The 13,700-nt window shown below is 34.9% G+C and carries 15 protein-coding genes; 3 read left to right on the forward strand and 12 right to left on the reverse strand.

From position 1 onward, the window contains the following. Positions 1 to 4: 4 nt before the first annotated feature. The 8 genes from bamB to putP all read right to left on the reverse strand — a co-directional run bounded on the left by bamB (position 5) and on the right by putP (position 8,691). The gene (bamB, locus tag GYM76_RS09125; RefSeq protein WP_220225284.1) at positions 5 to 1,177 is read right to left on the reverse strand and encodes an outer membrane protein assembly factor BamB; all 1,173 of its coding nucleotides are present in this window, start codon (positions 1,175 to 1,177) and stop codon (positions 5 to 7) included. A gap of 26 nt (positions 1,178 to 1,203) precedes the next feature. Continuing rightward, positions 1,204 to 1,971 carry a tetratricopeptide repeat protein gene (locus tag GYM76_RS09130; RefSeq protein ID WP_220225285.1) on the reverse strand — a complete coding sequence of 256 codons (768 nt, stop codon included), beginning with the start codon at positions 1,969 to 1,971 and terminating at the stop codon, positions 1,204 to 1,206. 23 nt (positions 1,972 to 1,994) lie between these two features. Then, positions 1,995 to 3,272 (reverse strand): histidine--tRNA ligase, encoded by a 1,278-nt coding sequence (hisS, locus tag GYM76_RS09135; protein ID WP_220225286.1) that lies wholly within the window; start codon positions 3,270 to 3,272, stop codon positions 1,995 to 1,997. Between the two features lie 24 nt (positions 3,273 to 3,296). Then, complete coding sequence (gene ispG / locus GYM76_RS09140) at positions 3,297 to 4,406, reverse strand: flavodoxin-dependent (E)-4-hydroxy-3-methylbut-2-enyl-diphosphate synthase (protein ID WP_065562908.1); 1,110 nt, start codon at positions 4,404 to 4,406, stop codon at positions 3,297 to 3,299. Between the two features lie 86 nt (positions 4,407 to 4,492). Next, positions 4,493 to 4,936, reverse strand: a complete 444-nt coding sequence (locus GYM76_RS09145) for a RodZ family helix-turn-helix domain-containing protein (RefSeq protein ID WP_220225287.1) — start codon at positions 4,934 to 4,936, stop codon at positions 4,493 to 4,495. Positions 4,937 to 5,019: 83 nt separating this feature from the next. Beyond that, positions 5,020 to 5,886: a pyridoxal kinase PdxY gene (gene pdxY, locus GYM76_RS09150; RefSeq protein ID WP_220225288.1), complete on the reverse strand. Its 867-nt coding sequence runs from the start codon at positions 5,884 to 5,886 to the stop codon at positions 5,020 to 5,022. A gap of 4 nt (positions 5,887 to 5,890) precedes the next feature. Next, positions 5,891 to 7,162 (reverse strand): tyrosine--tRNA ligase, encoded by a 1,272-nt coding sequence (tyrS, locus tag GYM76_RS09155; RefSeq protein WP_220225289.1) that lies wholly within the window; start codon positions 7,160 to 7,162, stop codon positions 5,891 to 5,893. Positions 7,163 to 7,203: 41 nt separating this feature from the next. Beyond that, positions 7,204 to 8,691, reverse strand: coding sequence for a sodium/proline symporter PutP (gene putP / locus GYM76_RS09160; protein WP_370632633.1), 1,488 nt, complete (start codon positions 8,689 to 8,691; stop codon positions 7,204 to 7,206). Between the two features lie 256 nt (positions 8,692 to 8,947). On the opposite strand from putP, the gene nth reads away from it, so the two are divergent. The 3 genes from nth to GYM76_RS09175 are packed head-to-tail and all read left to right on the forward strand — an operon-like array spanning position 8,948 to position 10,516. Further along, positions 8,948 to 9,586, forward strand: coding sequence for an endonuclease III (gene nth / locus GYM76_RS09165; RefSeq protein WP_065562913.1), 639 nt, complete (start codon positions 8,948 to 8,950; stop codon positions 9,584 to 9,586). 6 nt (positions 9,587 to 9,592) lie between these two features. Beyond that, a complete protein-coding gene (gene smrB / locus GYM76_RS09170; RefSeq protein WP_065562914.1) occupies positions 9,593 to 10,123 on the forward strand; it encodes an endonuclease SmrB in 531 nt (176 codons plus the stop codon). Between the two features lie 33 nt (positions 10,124 to 10,156). Continuing rightward, positions 10,157 to 10,516: a hypothetical protein gene (locus GYM76_RS09175; RefSeq protein WP_220225291.1), complete on the forward strand. Its 360-nt coding sequence runs from the start codon at positions 10,157 to 10,159 to the stop codon at positions 10,514 to 10,516. Between the two features lie 333 nt (positions 10,517 to 10,849). Here the strand turns inward: GYM76_RS09175 and cgtA are convergent, their stop codons facing one another. From cgtA to rplU, 4 genes are all read right to left on the reverse strand, one after another. Next, positions 10,850 to 12,013 carry an Obg family GTPase CgtA gene (gene cgtA / locus GYM76_RS09180; RefSeq protein ID WP_220225292.1) on the reverse strand — a complete coding sequence of 388 codons (1,164 nt, stop codon included), beginning with the start codon at positions 12,011 to 12,013 and terminating at the stop codon, positions 10,850 to 10,852. Continuing rightward, on the reverse strand, positions 11,997 to 12,977 hold the full coding sequence (locus GYM76_RS09185) for a DMT family transporter (RefSeq protein WP_220225293.1): 981 nt from the start codon (positions 12,975 to 12,977) through the stop codon (positions 11,997 to 11,999). The genes cgtA and GYM76_RS09185 overlap by 17 nt, the downstream gene beginning before the upstream one ends. A gap of 86 nt (positions 12,978 to 13,063) precedes the next feature. Next, positions 13,064 to 13,324 carry a 50S ribosomal protein L27 gene (gene rpmA / locus GYM76_RS09190; protein WP_034883716.1) on the reverse strand — a complete coding sequence of 87 codons (261 nt, stop codon included), beginning with the start codon at positions 13,322 to 13,324 and terminating at the stop codon, positions 13,064 to 13,066. Positions 13,325 to 13,339: 15 nt separating this feature from the next. Beyond that, complete coding sequence (gene rplU, locus GYM76_RS09195) at positions 13,340 to 13,648, reverse strand: 50S ribosomal protein L21 (RefSeq protein ID WP_065562918.1); 309 nt, start codon at positions 13,646 to 13,648, stop codon at positions 13,340 to 13,342. Positions 13,649 to 13,700 lie beyond the last annotated feature (52 nt).

Here is a 13,700-nt window from a genome sequence, read left to right on the forward strand (position 1 = left end):
TACCTTAATTTTTTGTGAATGCGTAAATATCACCATTTTTAGCTTGGACAATAACTTTATTGTCGACAACTAATGGTTTCGAAATCAATCCACTACTACTAACTTGTGTTTTAGCAACGACTTCACCGTTATCTTTACTTAACCAATATAGATAACCTTCAAAATCACCAAGAACAATATAGTTTTCATATAAAGCAGGATCGGTTAATTGACGATGTAACAAATCAGCTTGAGTCCAGAGTACTGTACCACCATTTTTGCTGACGGCTTGTACATTATCATCTTGATCTACAACAAATAAATGTTGACTATCAACTGCAAAACTATGCGTTGACCCCATCTCTTTACGCCATACAATCTGACCATTACTTAAGTCAAGTGCTACAACATTACCATTGTACCCAATTGCATAAGCTAAATTACCTTCGATGACAGGCGTTGAATCAACATCATTTAATTTTGCAATTTCAGTAGATCCACTTGGGTGTGAAATACGTTGTTGCCAAATTAATTGTCCATCGTTTATATAGTAAGCATTTACATGGCCAGTATCATCTCCAAGTATTGCTGCGCCATGTGCAATTGTTGGGGTTGAATTACCTCTTAATGAAAGAGGTGGAACTTCAAGCATTACATCCCATACATCCTCACCGGTATTACGATTCAAAGCTTGTAAATTACCACTTGCGGTATAAACAATGAGTTTATCTTCAGAAGAAATAGGACGAGCAAGTACTTCGCCTTTTACCGGTTTTTCCCAAATAACATTACCATCGTTACGATCCAAAGCATATACAACAGCACGTTCACTACCTACATATACATATTTATCATCTGCACTTACACCGCCAGAAAATAGCGCCGTTTTACTGCTAAATAATGTACTTTTTGATAAATTTTTATCCCATATTGTATGACCATTTAATAGATCAATAGCTTTAACTTGTCCGCTTCGGCTAGCAGCATAAATAGCATTATCATAATTAATAGGACCTAATAATGAATAAATATGTGTATTGCCTGATGTACTATTTCGCCATACTTCTTTTATTGAAAATTGGTTACTTACTTTCGGCGAAGGTGATACTTGTACTATCTCTTCTTCTCCACCAAACAATGAACATCCAGCAAGTGAAAACACAAAAACACTAATAGAAAGACATTTTGTTAACTTCATTGTATAAACCCTTATATCAGGATAAATTAATTATTATTTTCTTGCGCTGCATTTACGTTAGCTTCTGCTTCTTGCTTTGCTTTATCTTTGGCGTCTTGAGCTTCTTGTTCAGCTTGTTGCTTATCTTTAAGATATTGAGCCTGATTTAACTTCATTTTGATATTTTTATCTAACTGTTCTGTAGGCAATGAAGCTTTGGAATTATTTTCCCCTGATTGATCAGCTGGAGCAGGAGCTAATGCAACATTATAAGCTGCAACAGCTTCAGCGTAATTATTCAATTTCATATAGGCATCACCACGAATATCATTAACTACAGGTACCCAACTTTTTTCAGTTACCTTATTTAAGGTCGCTAAAACATCTTGATAACGTTCAAGTTGATATTGTATTCTTGCAATACGAATATAACTGATTGATTTAATAACTTCTGAATCAGTCTTACTTAATGAATCAGTGAGTAACTTTTCAGCTTTTGGATAATCTTTCAATTCTTCAACATAAAATTTAGCTGCTTTTAAATTAGCAAAAACACTATAAATAGTATTATCACTCTCTGCGAAAGAGACTAATTCATTTACTGAATCTGGTTTATTTTTATCTAAATTAGCTATTAATTGTTCATACCGTTCGGAAGATTCAATCGTTTTTTCTAATTTGTAAGATTGCCAGTAACGCCAGCCATAAAAAGCTAGTAATCCAATTACTATAACTGCAACAATGATTTTCCACGTTTTAGCAAGAAATTCTTTTATCTCTGAAACTTGTTCTTCGCCAGATAATTGATAACTCACGTTCTTCTCCTATTTTCCTTAACTTACAATATTGCCAAACACGTTTGAACAATCTCTTTTTGTGCAACTTCAACTTGTTCACCTGTTTGTAAATTTTTAATTGTTACTGTTTGATTGGCTATTTCATTCTCACCAATGATTACAGCTATTTTAGCACCTAATTTGTCAGCTTTGGCAAATTGTTTCTTAAAATTACTACTACCATAATTTGTAACAATTCTTCTATCAGGTAAACCATCACGTAATATTTCCGCCGTTCTTTGTGCAGCAGATATTGTTTGCTCATCACCAGAAGATATCATATAAATATCAATCGAGTTGTCACGATTTAAAGAAGGGTTAACCGCTTGTACAAGCAATACTAAACGCTCAACGCCCATGGCAAAACCTACAGCTGGGGTTGGTTGTCCACCAAGCTGACTAACAAGCCCATCATAGCGTCCTCCACCACACACGGTACCTTGAGCACCTAAACTGGTAGTAACCCATTCAAAAACAGTTCGATTATAATAATCTAAACCACGAACTAATCTTTGATTAATATTATATTTTATTCCTGCGTTGTCCAATAAATGACATAACCCATTAAAATGATTTTTAGATTCTTCATCTAAATAATCAAATAATTTTGGCGCCTGATTAAGCAATTCTTGTACAACAGGGTTTTTTGAATCTAACACACGTAATGGATTAGTATACATTCTACGTAAACAGTCTTCATCTAATTTATCTTTATGTTGTTCTAAGAAGCTAACTAACGCGTTACGGTAATTGGATCTAGCTTCAACTGAGCCAATTGAATTAAGTTCAAGTGTAGTATGCTTTTCAATACCAAGAGCTTTCCAAAAACGAGCGGTTAATAATATAAGCTCTGCATCAATATTCGGTCCTTCAAGGCCAAATACTTCAACACCAAATTGGTGAAATTGGCGATAACGCCCTTTTTGAGGTTTTTCATAACGAAATGCAGGCCCTAAATACCATAAGCGCTGCTCTTGATTATAAAACAGACCATGTTCAATTCCTGCACGAACACAACCTGCTGTAATTTCTGGGCGAAGAGTAAGACTTTCATCATTACGATCGTTGAAAGTATACATCTCTTTTTCAACGATATCTGTCACTTCACCAACTGCTCGTTTAAATAATCCAGTATCTTCAACAATTGGGGTTCTAATTTCATTATAACCGTAACTGTTTAGCACACCTTTGACAATTTTTTCAATTTGTTGCCATGTTGCACTATCACTTGGGAGTAAATCATTCATTCCCCGTATTGATTGGATTTTTTTTTCTGTCATATTTTTATTCGCTATCTAATAAGATTATAGTTCAGTGGTTGCTATTCTATTTTTCAAAATTAAGGCTTTAGCCCGTATTTTAGCTTCCAACTCATCTATCATTTTTTCATTATCTATACGCCCTATGCGCACACCATCTTCATAAAAACCGCTTTTATTGTGCCCACCAGCAACACCCATTGTGGAAGCTAATGCTTCACCTGGACCATTAACAACACAGCCAATAATAGAGACATCCATCGGTGTTATAATATCTTCAAGTCGTTGCTCTAGCGTATTAACGGTACTAATTACGTCAAATTCTTGTCTTGAACAAGTTGGACAAGCAATGAAATTAATCCCTCTAGATCGGATACGTAAAGATTTCAAAATATCAAATCCAACTTTGACTTCTTCCGTCGGATCGGCAGCTAGTGAAACTCTTAATGTATCGCCTATACCTTCAGATAGCAATAAACCGAGCCCAATTGCTGATTTTACAGCACCCGTACGAATACCTCCGGCTTCAGTTATACCTAGATGTAAAGGCTGCTTAATTTGTTTTGCTAATAATCGATACGAATCAACTGCGGTAAAAACATCTGACGCCTTAACACTTACCTTAAATTGCTCAAAATCAAGCCTATCAAGAATATCTACATGGCGCATCGCAGACTCAACTATCGCTTCTGGTGTTGGTTCACCATACTTTTCTTGGATATCTTTTTCTAGCGAACCTGAATTAACACCAATACGTATTGGAATATTTTTATCTTTAGCACAATCAACTACTGAACGAATTCTCGATTCATTACCAATATTACCAGGATTAATCCTTAAACAATTAACACCATATTCAGCAACTTTTAAAGCTATTCGATAATCAAAGTGAATATCGGCAATCAAGGGAACTCTTACTTGTTGCTTAATAAATTTAAATGCTTCAGCAGCTTCCATCGTTGGAATAGAAACGCGCACAATATCAACACCAACACGCTCAAGCGTTTGGATTTGAGCTACTGTTTTCTCTACATCTGTTGTTCGTGTATTGGTCATGGATTGGACAGCAATCGGAGCTCCGCCTCCAATTGGCACATCACCGACATAAATTCGGGTAGATTCTCTCCTAACAATTGGTGATTCTTGATGACTCATAAGATGCCTAATCACATTACAAAATAACTAGGTCGCGATCTTAACAAGATTTGGGGCAAATGTCTGTATGTGAATTCGAAAATTTGCTAACTGTTAACGCGATCAGAGGCTCCAGGAGAAATATAATGGCTAACTTCAACATAATTATTTTTGTTTTGGCAGGTAGCGTAATATAATCCAACACCTAATAACAAAATAAAAATGGATAAAGTAATGAAGATAATCTTTTTACTATGATTTTTTTTATTATCTATTGATTCAAGTTTGAAAGGTTTTTTTACTGAATATTGCTTTGCTAATGCCTCAAGATAAGGTTGATATTCTTCACTAGGTAAACCAACAATTTTTGCATAGTTTTGAATATAGCTTTTAACAAGAACATAAGGGGCATGAACTAACTGATTATTTTCTATTTCTGAAATAACTTGAGTTCTAACATGAAGTTGAGCAGAGATATCTTTTTGGGTTAAGCCCATGTTATCCCTTAAATCGGAAAGAATCTTACCCAAAGTAATATTGTTTTCCATCATTCTCTCTTATTTCGCCTTCCATTAGTTTACATTTTTTTAACTTATTCTTACATAATTTTATATATTTTTACATACTTTAGAAATTAATCAATTTTTTTTGCATTAAACCATTGTTTCGGTGTTTCAATTTCATTTTGTGCAGCGACTAATTGCAATTCATATTCATTTTGTTTTAATGTTTCAAGCATAACATCATAAACTGCGGAGGTAGTATGTTCGAAAGCTTCGACCATTGATTTACCAAGCATTATATTTGCTAAAAATAGTCCACTAGTCACATCCCCAACACCAACTGGTTGCTTATCCCCAAAATCAACTAAGGGACGATCGATATGCCAAGCTTCATCCATAGTTACAAGCAACATTTCAAAACGATCTTTTTGATAACCTGCTCGACTTAAGTGTTTAACTAATAAAACTTTAGGCCCTTTTTGACAAATTGAGCGACAGGCTAAAATTGCTTCATTAACATTATTGATTGGTTGTTTACCGTTAAGTTCCTCAAGCTCTAAGATATTTGGAGCCATCATATCTGCAATAGGCAAAGCGGTATTACATAAAAATTCGGATACACCTGGCGCAACAAAACAACCTTTTTCAGGATGTCCCATTACCGGATCACAAAGATAAATTGCTTCAGGATTTACTGCTTTTATTTTTTTAACTATGTCGATGATTGCATTACCTTGCTCTGGTGATCCCATATATCCACTTAATACAGCATTACATCGGTCTAATTCCCCAATGGAATTAATTCCTTCAGCAATATCTACCAAATGAGATGCTGACATTACCGATCCTGTCCATTGACGATATTGGGTATGATTTGAAAATTGAACCGTATTTAAAGGCCAAACATTCACACCCAAACGACGCATTGGAAATACAGCTGCACTATTCCCTGCATGACCAAATACAACATGAGACTGAATCGATAAAATATTTTTCATGAAATCATCTCCAAATGAGTAAGCAATAGTATTTTTTACCTCGACGTAATAATGTATAACGATTAAAGAGTTTATCGCTACTTGAAAAACGATAATCTGTTGTGGAGTTACGTTCACCATTAACAGAAATAGCATTTGATTCAATCATTGTTCTTGCCTGACCTCTTGAAGGTGCAAAATCTGCATTAACGATTGCTTGTTGCAAATCTAGCTCTTCTTCAACAGCCAATGTAGGCATACCATCTTGAGCTAACTGCTCAAAATCAGCTTCAGATAAGTCTGTTAACTTACCAGAAAATAAACTTTCAGTGATACGTTTCGCTGCGGTTAAGCCGTCTTCGCCATGAACTAAACGAGTAACTTGCTCAGCAAGTACATATTGAGCTCTAGGGGCTAAACCACTATTCTTATCTTCTTCCTCCAATGTATCAATTTCTTCCAATGGCATGAATGTAAAGAACTTAAGGAAACGATAAACATCGGCATCAGCAGTATTAATCCAAAATTGATAAAATTTATACGGACTGGTTTTTTTAGGATCTAACCATACTGCACCGCTTTCAGTTTTACCAAATTTGGTTCCATCCGATTTAGTAATTAATGGTACGGTCAAACCATAAACTTGTTTTTGATGTAAACGGCGAGTTAAATCGATACCTGCAGTAATATTACCCCATTGATCAGAACCACCTATCTGTAACACGACATTATGTGCTTTGTTTAGGCTTGCAAAATCATAAGATTGTAACAAGCTATAAGAAAACTCAGTAAATGAAATGCCTGACTCATCGCGGTCAATACGTTGCTTAACAGATTCTTTATTAATCATTGAATTGACGGAAAAATATTTACCAATGTCCCGTAAAAAAGATAAAACATTCATGCCACCAAACCAATCATAGTTATTGGCAACAATAGCTGCATTATCACCACATTCAAAATCCAAAAACGGCGATACTTGCTGTTTGATTTTCTCACTCCATTCAATAACAGTATCTTCAGTGTTAAGCTTACGTTCAACGGCTTTAAAGCTTGGATCCCCAATTAGTCCAGTTGCACCACCAACTAATGCAATTGGTTTATGACCAGCCAATTGAAAACGTTTTAAACAAAGTAATGGAACTAAATGACCAAGATGCAAACTGTCAGCTGTTGGATCAAAACCACAATATAGCGCAATAGGATTTTTTTCGATTAATTCCATTAGCGCGTTTTCATCAGTAAGTTGAGCAATAAGCCCACGCTCTTGCAGTTGTTTGATCACATTTTTTGTCATGATATTTTACCTATTAACGTTTCTATTCTATTTAATTACATTTATTTATTATGATATCTTTTATATGCTTGTTCAAAATGATCTTCGACTATTTCATTTGGTTTTTTATCTAATAAACTAAAAATAACTATTGCTATTGACGCAAATAAAAAGCCAGGAATCAATGAATATAAATTAAACCAATTGAAATTTATCCAAAGTAAAACGGTAATTGCTCCCGTTATCATTCCTGCTAATGCACCATTACGAGTCATTCGCGCCCAGAAAACCGAAAAGACAACAATAGGACCAAATGCCGCTCCAAATCCTGCCCAAGCATGACTGACTAAATCAAGCACACTGTTATTTGGGTTTATTGCGAGTAAAATAGCAATAACTGAAACTAATAAGACCATAACACGCCCAACCCAAACTAATTCTCGTTGTTTAGCCTTTGGTCTGATAAATGCTCGATAGAAATCTTCAGTTAATGCACTTGAACAAACTAATAATTGGCAACTTAGGGTACTCATTACTGCAGCTAAGATAGCTGCAAGCAAAATACCTGCAATCCACGGATTAAAAAGTAATTTAGATAATTCGATGAAAATACGTTCATGCTTACCATCATTAATTAAATAAGCTAAATTTGGATTGTTAGCAAAAAAAGCTATGCCAAAGAAACCAACTGTAATAGCACCAGCTAAACACAAAATCATCCACGTCATACTAATTCGACGAGCATTTTTCATTACTTCATGTGAATCAGCAGCCATAAACCTTGCTAAAATATGGGGCTGACCAAAATAACCAAGTCCCCATCCTAATAAAGAGATAATGGCAATAAAATCCATATGTGAAAAGATGTTTGTATAATCGGGATTTAATGATTGAATATTAGCCAACGCATCTGAAAAACCCCCAGCATTTATCATAACCATGATTGGGGTTAAAATTAATGCAAACATCATTAAACTAGCTTGAATAGTATCTGTCCAGCTGACCGCTAAAAAACCACCGATAAAAGTATAAGCAATGGTTGCACCTGCACCAGCAAGCATAGCCCAGCCATAACTAAGGCCAAATGTACTTTCAAATAATTTAGCGCCAGCAACTACACCAGAAGCACAATAAATTGTGAAAAAGATTAAAATTATTACTGCCGAAATAATTCTTAGTAATGAGCTGTTATCGTCAAATCGACGAGAAAAATAATCAGGTAAAGTTAATGAATTATGATTTATTTCAGTAAAAACTCTTAGTCTACCCGCAATAAGAAGCCAATTTAAATAAGCACCAATTATTAAACCTATTGCAATCCAACTTTGTGAAATACCAAATAAAAAGACTGCACCCGGCAATCCCATTAATAACCAACCACTCATATCAGAAGCACCAGCAGAAAGTGCAGTCACTACACTACCGATACGTCGCCCACCTAATATGTAATCACCAAAATTTCGCGTTGCACGGAATGCAAAAAAACCGATAGCAATCATTCCTAATATGTAAACAGCAAAGGTGACAATCATTGGTAATGACATTTTTATAATAAACCTTGAATGATGAAATTAAAAAATAGTTGGCTAGCTTACCACAAAAAGCCAATGCTAAAAAGCAGGTGATTACTGCAGGTAAATATTAAATAAAAAAGAAAAAACAATTCAAAAGTAAAAATATTTTATTATTTTCCAATAGATAGATTTTTAATAGTCTTAACTTTTATAAAAACTCAATAGATCCTACGGTTAAATCTAAAATAAAAGTATATAATATTAATTAACCATCTTATGTTTATAATATATTGTGAAACAATCAACACGAATACAAATTTTAGAAAGACTAAAAGATCATATTAAAGATCCTACAACAGAATTGGTGTATCAAACACCGTTCGAGCTACTTATTGCCGTTGTGCTTTCAGCCCAAGCTACAGATGTTAGTGTTAATAAAGCTACAAAACCGTTATTTGCGATTGCAAACACTGCAGAGCAAATTTTAGCGTTAGGCGTCGATAAATTAAAAGATTATATCCGCACAATAGGTTTATATAATAGTAAAGCTGAAAACATTATTAAAACTTGTCAGATTTTGGTTGATAAATATCAAGGACAAGTCCCCGAAAACTTTGATTCATTAATTGCGCTACCTGGTGTGGGTAGAAAAACAGCCAACGTTGTGTTAAATACAGCTTTCGGCTGGCCAACTATTGCGGTCGATACACATATATTTAGGGTAAGTAATCGAACTGGTTTTGCTCCAGGTAAAACCGTTGAAGCAGTTGAAGAGAAGTTACTAAAAGTGGTACCAAAGGAGTACAAAATAAATTGTCACCATTGGTTAATATTACATGGTAGATATACGTGTATTGCTAGAAAACCTCGTTGTGGATCTTGTGTTATTGAAGATTTGTGTGAATTTAAAGAAAAAGTTTATCCAGAGTAAGAATCAATGTCGAATAAATTTATATTAGATCATGAAGACATAGACTTGTTTAAAAATAGTATTGGTAAAACCAAACAGCTCAAACAAGATACTGTGATTCATAAACCTCAAAAACGATCTCAAAAGCTAATAGAAAATCAAAAAATTCAACATGAAAAAGTAAATAATGAATTTTACTTTTCTGATGATTACCAACCTCTATTACAAGAAGATCCGATTCGTTATAGTCGTGAAAACTCAGATCCTAATGAATTGAAAAAATTACGACGTGGATTTTATGCACCTGAATTCTTTTTAGATTTACATGGATTAACTCTGCAAGAAGCGAAAAAAGAAATAGCAGCATTAATCGCCGTTTGTTTAAAAGAAAATGCCAATTGCGCTTGCATCATGTATGGGCACGGTAAAAACATATTAAAAAAACAAACCCCAATGTGGTTAGCCCAGCATCCTAATATCATTTGTTTTCATCAAGCACCGAAAGAATTTGGCGGCAGTGCAGCATTACTTATTTTATTTGATACCATCAATAACTAAAAAATAAATTTTAAATATATAAGGAATAAAAAAATGAAATTATTAAAAAAAATAAAACATGTTTATTTATTTCTAATACTTGCTATCTTTATAACTGCATGTGGCGGACTTGATGCAATTCCTTCAGAAAAAAGTAACTATATTGGCAAATGGCAAGGTGAATATATGGTGATAACTATCACTAAAGACGCCAAAGTTATTTACAATTATAAAAAAGATGGGGTAACTAAAAGCGTTGAAGGGCCGATACAAGAATTTATTGGTGATGATTTTAAAGTAGGGGTTTTAGGTTTAAATTCTTTATTCAAAGTAAGTAAGCCTCCTTATTTTGAGGAGGATCAATGGAAAATGGTCATTGATGATCAATTAGTTATCAAAACATCGTATTTTTAATCACTTTAAAATAAAAAAGCCAGCATAGTTGCGCTAGGCTGGCAAACATTGGAAGCAATGTGAGCAATGTCATACTTTTTCAGAAGTCTTGCGACGCTCTAATCAAGTACATTTTAATGATAATAATTCTCATTATTAAAAGCAAGCGTTTTTTTGATTTTTTTCAAAAAATAAAAGAAAAATGTAAAACACCAATTTTTTTAATATGAAATCATTGTGTTAGCGTTAGAATAATAGAGAGGAATACAGGGCTATGTCACCCTGTATTTTTCGCAATGGTGATTTTTTAGTTAATAATTTGAAGTGATAAGTTTAACCTATTTTAGGTTATTACTATTTTTGATAGATAAATTCAACCCCTTCTTCGTCACTGTCATCCCAATCATCAAAATCATCGTCATCAAAAGCCTCATCCATCGCTTGTTGGTGATAATCATCCCACATAAATTCAACTTTTTCTGCTGCCGTTTCTGCTTCTTCTGTTTCACGAGGATGCGCATTCATGTAGTCCATTAGATCCCAACATAAGGCTTTTACCCCTTCATGATTAACTGCTGAAATCACATAATATTTATCATTCCAGTCGAGTGCTTTTGCAATTTCTGCTGCACATTTGGCACTTTCTTCTTCACCCAATACATCCATTTTATTGAAAACTAACAAGCGCGGTTTATTGGCTAATTTTTCACTATATTGGTGAAGTTCTTGAATAATAACTTTAGCATTTTCAATTGGATCTGATTCATCGATTGGAGCAATATCAATTAGATGAACTAAAATCCTACAGCGTTCTAAGTGTTTTAAAAAACGAATACCAAGTCCTGCGCCATCCGATGCTCCTTCAATCAACCCTGGAATATCAGCAACAACAAAACTCTGCTCATTATCCATTCTAACTACCCCTAAACTAGGTACTAAAGTTGTAAATGGATAATCAGCGACTTTCGGTTTTGCTGCTGAAACTGAACGAATAAACGTTGATTTACCTGCATTAGGCAAACCTAACATACCAACATCTGCTAATAGTAAAAGTTCTAGTAGCACATCACGTTTTTCACCCGGCGTACCATCAGTCTTTTGTCTTGGTGCGCGATTCACTGATGATTTAAAACGTGCGTTACCAAGCCCATGAAAACCACCTTTAGCCACAAGGACTTTTTGTTGATGATGAGTTAGATCACCAATAATTTCACCAGTATATTTGTCAGTGATACGAGTCCCAACAGGTACTTTAACGGTAATATCTTTACCTCGCTTGCCGGTACAATCAGAACCTTGTCCATTTTGACCACGTTCAGCGCGATAGTTCTTTTCAAATTGAAAATCCACGAGTGTGTTTAGATTTTCATCGGCAATAAAAAATACATCGCCACCATCTCCACCATCTCCACCATCAGGACCACCTTTAGGTATATATTTTTCACGACGGAAACCAACACAACCATTGCCACCGTCACCAGCTTCCACTCGAATTGAAGCTTCATCTACAAATTTCATTATTTGTCCTCTTTTTTCGGTTAATCAGCCAGCCCTTTCTAGGTTGCCATAAATGATGTCCAACTGTTGCAAACATTGCACCTGCTACAACAGATACCGCGCCAATATAACCTATAATATTTAAATATTGCATTACAAACTTTTCTGGCCATAGTAAAGCAAATAAATCTGAGAAAATCAGTGCAAAAAGTGGTGTCAGTGTTGTTATAGCACTTACTTGCGCAGCTTGCCAACGCTCCATTGCCATAACTAAAGCACCATAAGCAATAATGGTATTTAAGCCACAAAAAATAATTGCAAACAATTGACTAAAATCAGCATTAGCAATTTTAGTCGGTGATGCTAGAGGCCATAAAAAGATACTACATATAAGATAAATCAACCAAAGTAGCTGCTCTGCTCTTAATTTTCTTAATAATACTTTTTGCGCTAATGCATAACATGCCCATGATATAGAGGCTAATAAGGCCAGCCACACACCTATACCATATGAAGACATATTGGCAAAGAGATCTGCTAGATTTTCATTAAAAAATAGCGCTAAACCAATTAACAATATAGTAATACCAATAATTTGTGTTGGTCTTAATTTCTCTTTGAAAATAAAAGCACTAGAAATCATAAATATGACAATGCCAGTTTGTCCAACAACTTGAGCTGTAGTTGCAGATAAATACTGAACAGCTGTAGCAAAAAGCGCAAAATTACCTAATAAACCAAATCCGGCAATCATTAATAGAATAAAACGGCGTCGTTTTTTAAACATCATCAAACTAGGAAATTGTTTTTTATAAGCCAACCAAAGCGTTATACCTACTGCTGATATACTTAAGCGTGACCAAGCTAACGTTAATGGATCAATAACAACTAATGCATATTTCATAGCAATTGGTACAAGTCCCCACATAACTGACGTCAACATGGCTAGCGCAAAACCTAATTTAACATTTTGCTGTTTTATCATAATGAATTAATTTATATAAATTTCACGAAATGAAAAAAGCCCCACAATAACTGTGAGGCTTCTATAACTTATGAACCGCTGGTTTATTAGCTGTTAGCAACTACACTAACATAACGGCGGTTTTTAGGTCCTTTAACTTCAAACTTAACTTGTCCATCAACTAACGCGAATAGGGTATGATCACGACCACAACCTACATTAGTGCCTGGGTGGAATTGAGTTCCACGTTGACGAACTAAAATATTACCAGCAAGAACTTCTTGAGAACCATAACGTTTAACACCTAAACGTTTACTCTGGGAATCACGACCATTACGTGATGAACCACCAGCCTTCTTATGTGCCATTGTTCGATACTCCTATTAAGCGATTGCAGTGATCTTCACATCAGTGAACCACTGACGGTGACCTTGTTGTTTACGATAGTGTTTACGACGACGGAATTTAACAATTTTCACTTTCTCGCCACGACCGTGCTCAACAATCTCTGCTTTAACTGTTGCACCTTCAACAAACGGAGCACCAACTTTGATGTCTTCACCATTTGCTACCATTAAAACTTTATCGAAAACAACTTCTGCACCTGTTTCGACTTCAATTTTTTCCAAGCGAACGACTTGTCCTTCGCTAACTCGGTGTTGTTTACCACCACTTTGGAAAACTGCGTACATACTTAACTCCGCAATAAAAAGCAGACGATTCCTGATTTAACATATATGTCTG

This window comes from Gilliamella sp. ESL0443 (assembly GCF_019469165.1).
In the GTDB taxonomy this organism is placed as follows: domain Bacteria; phylum Pseudomonadota; class Gammaproteobacteria; order Enterobacterales; family Orbaceae; genus Gilliamella; species Gilliamella apicola_E.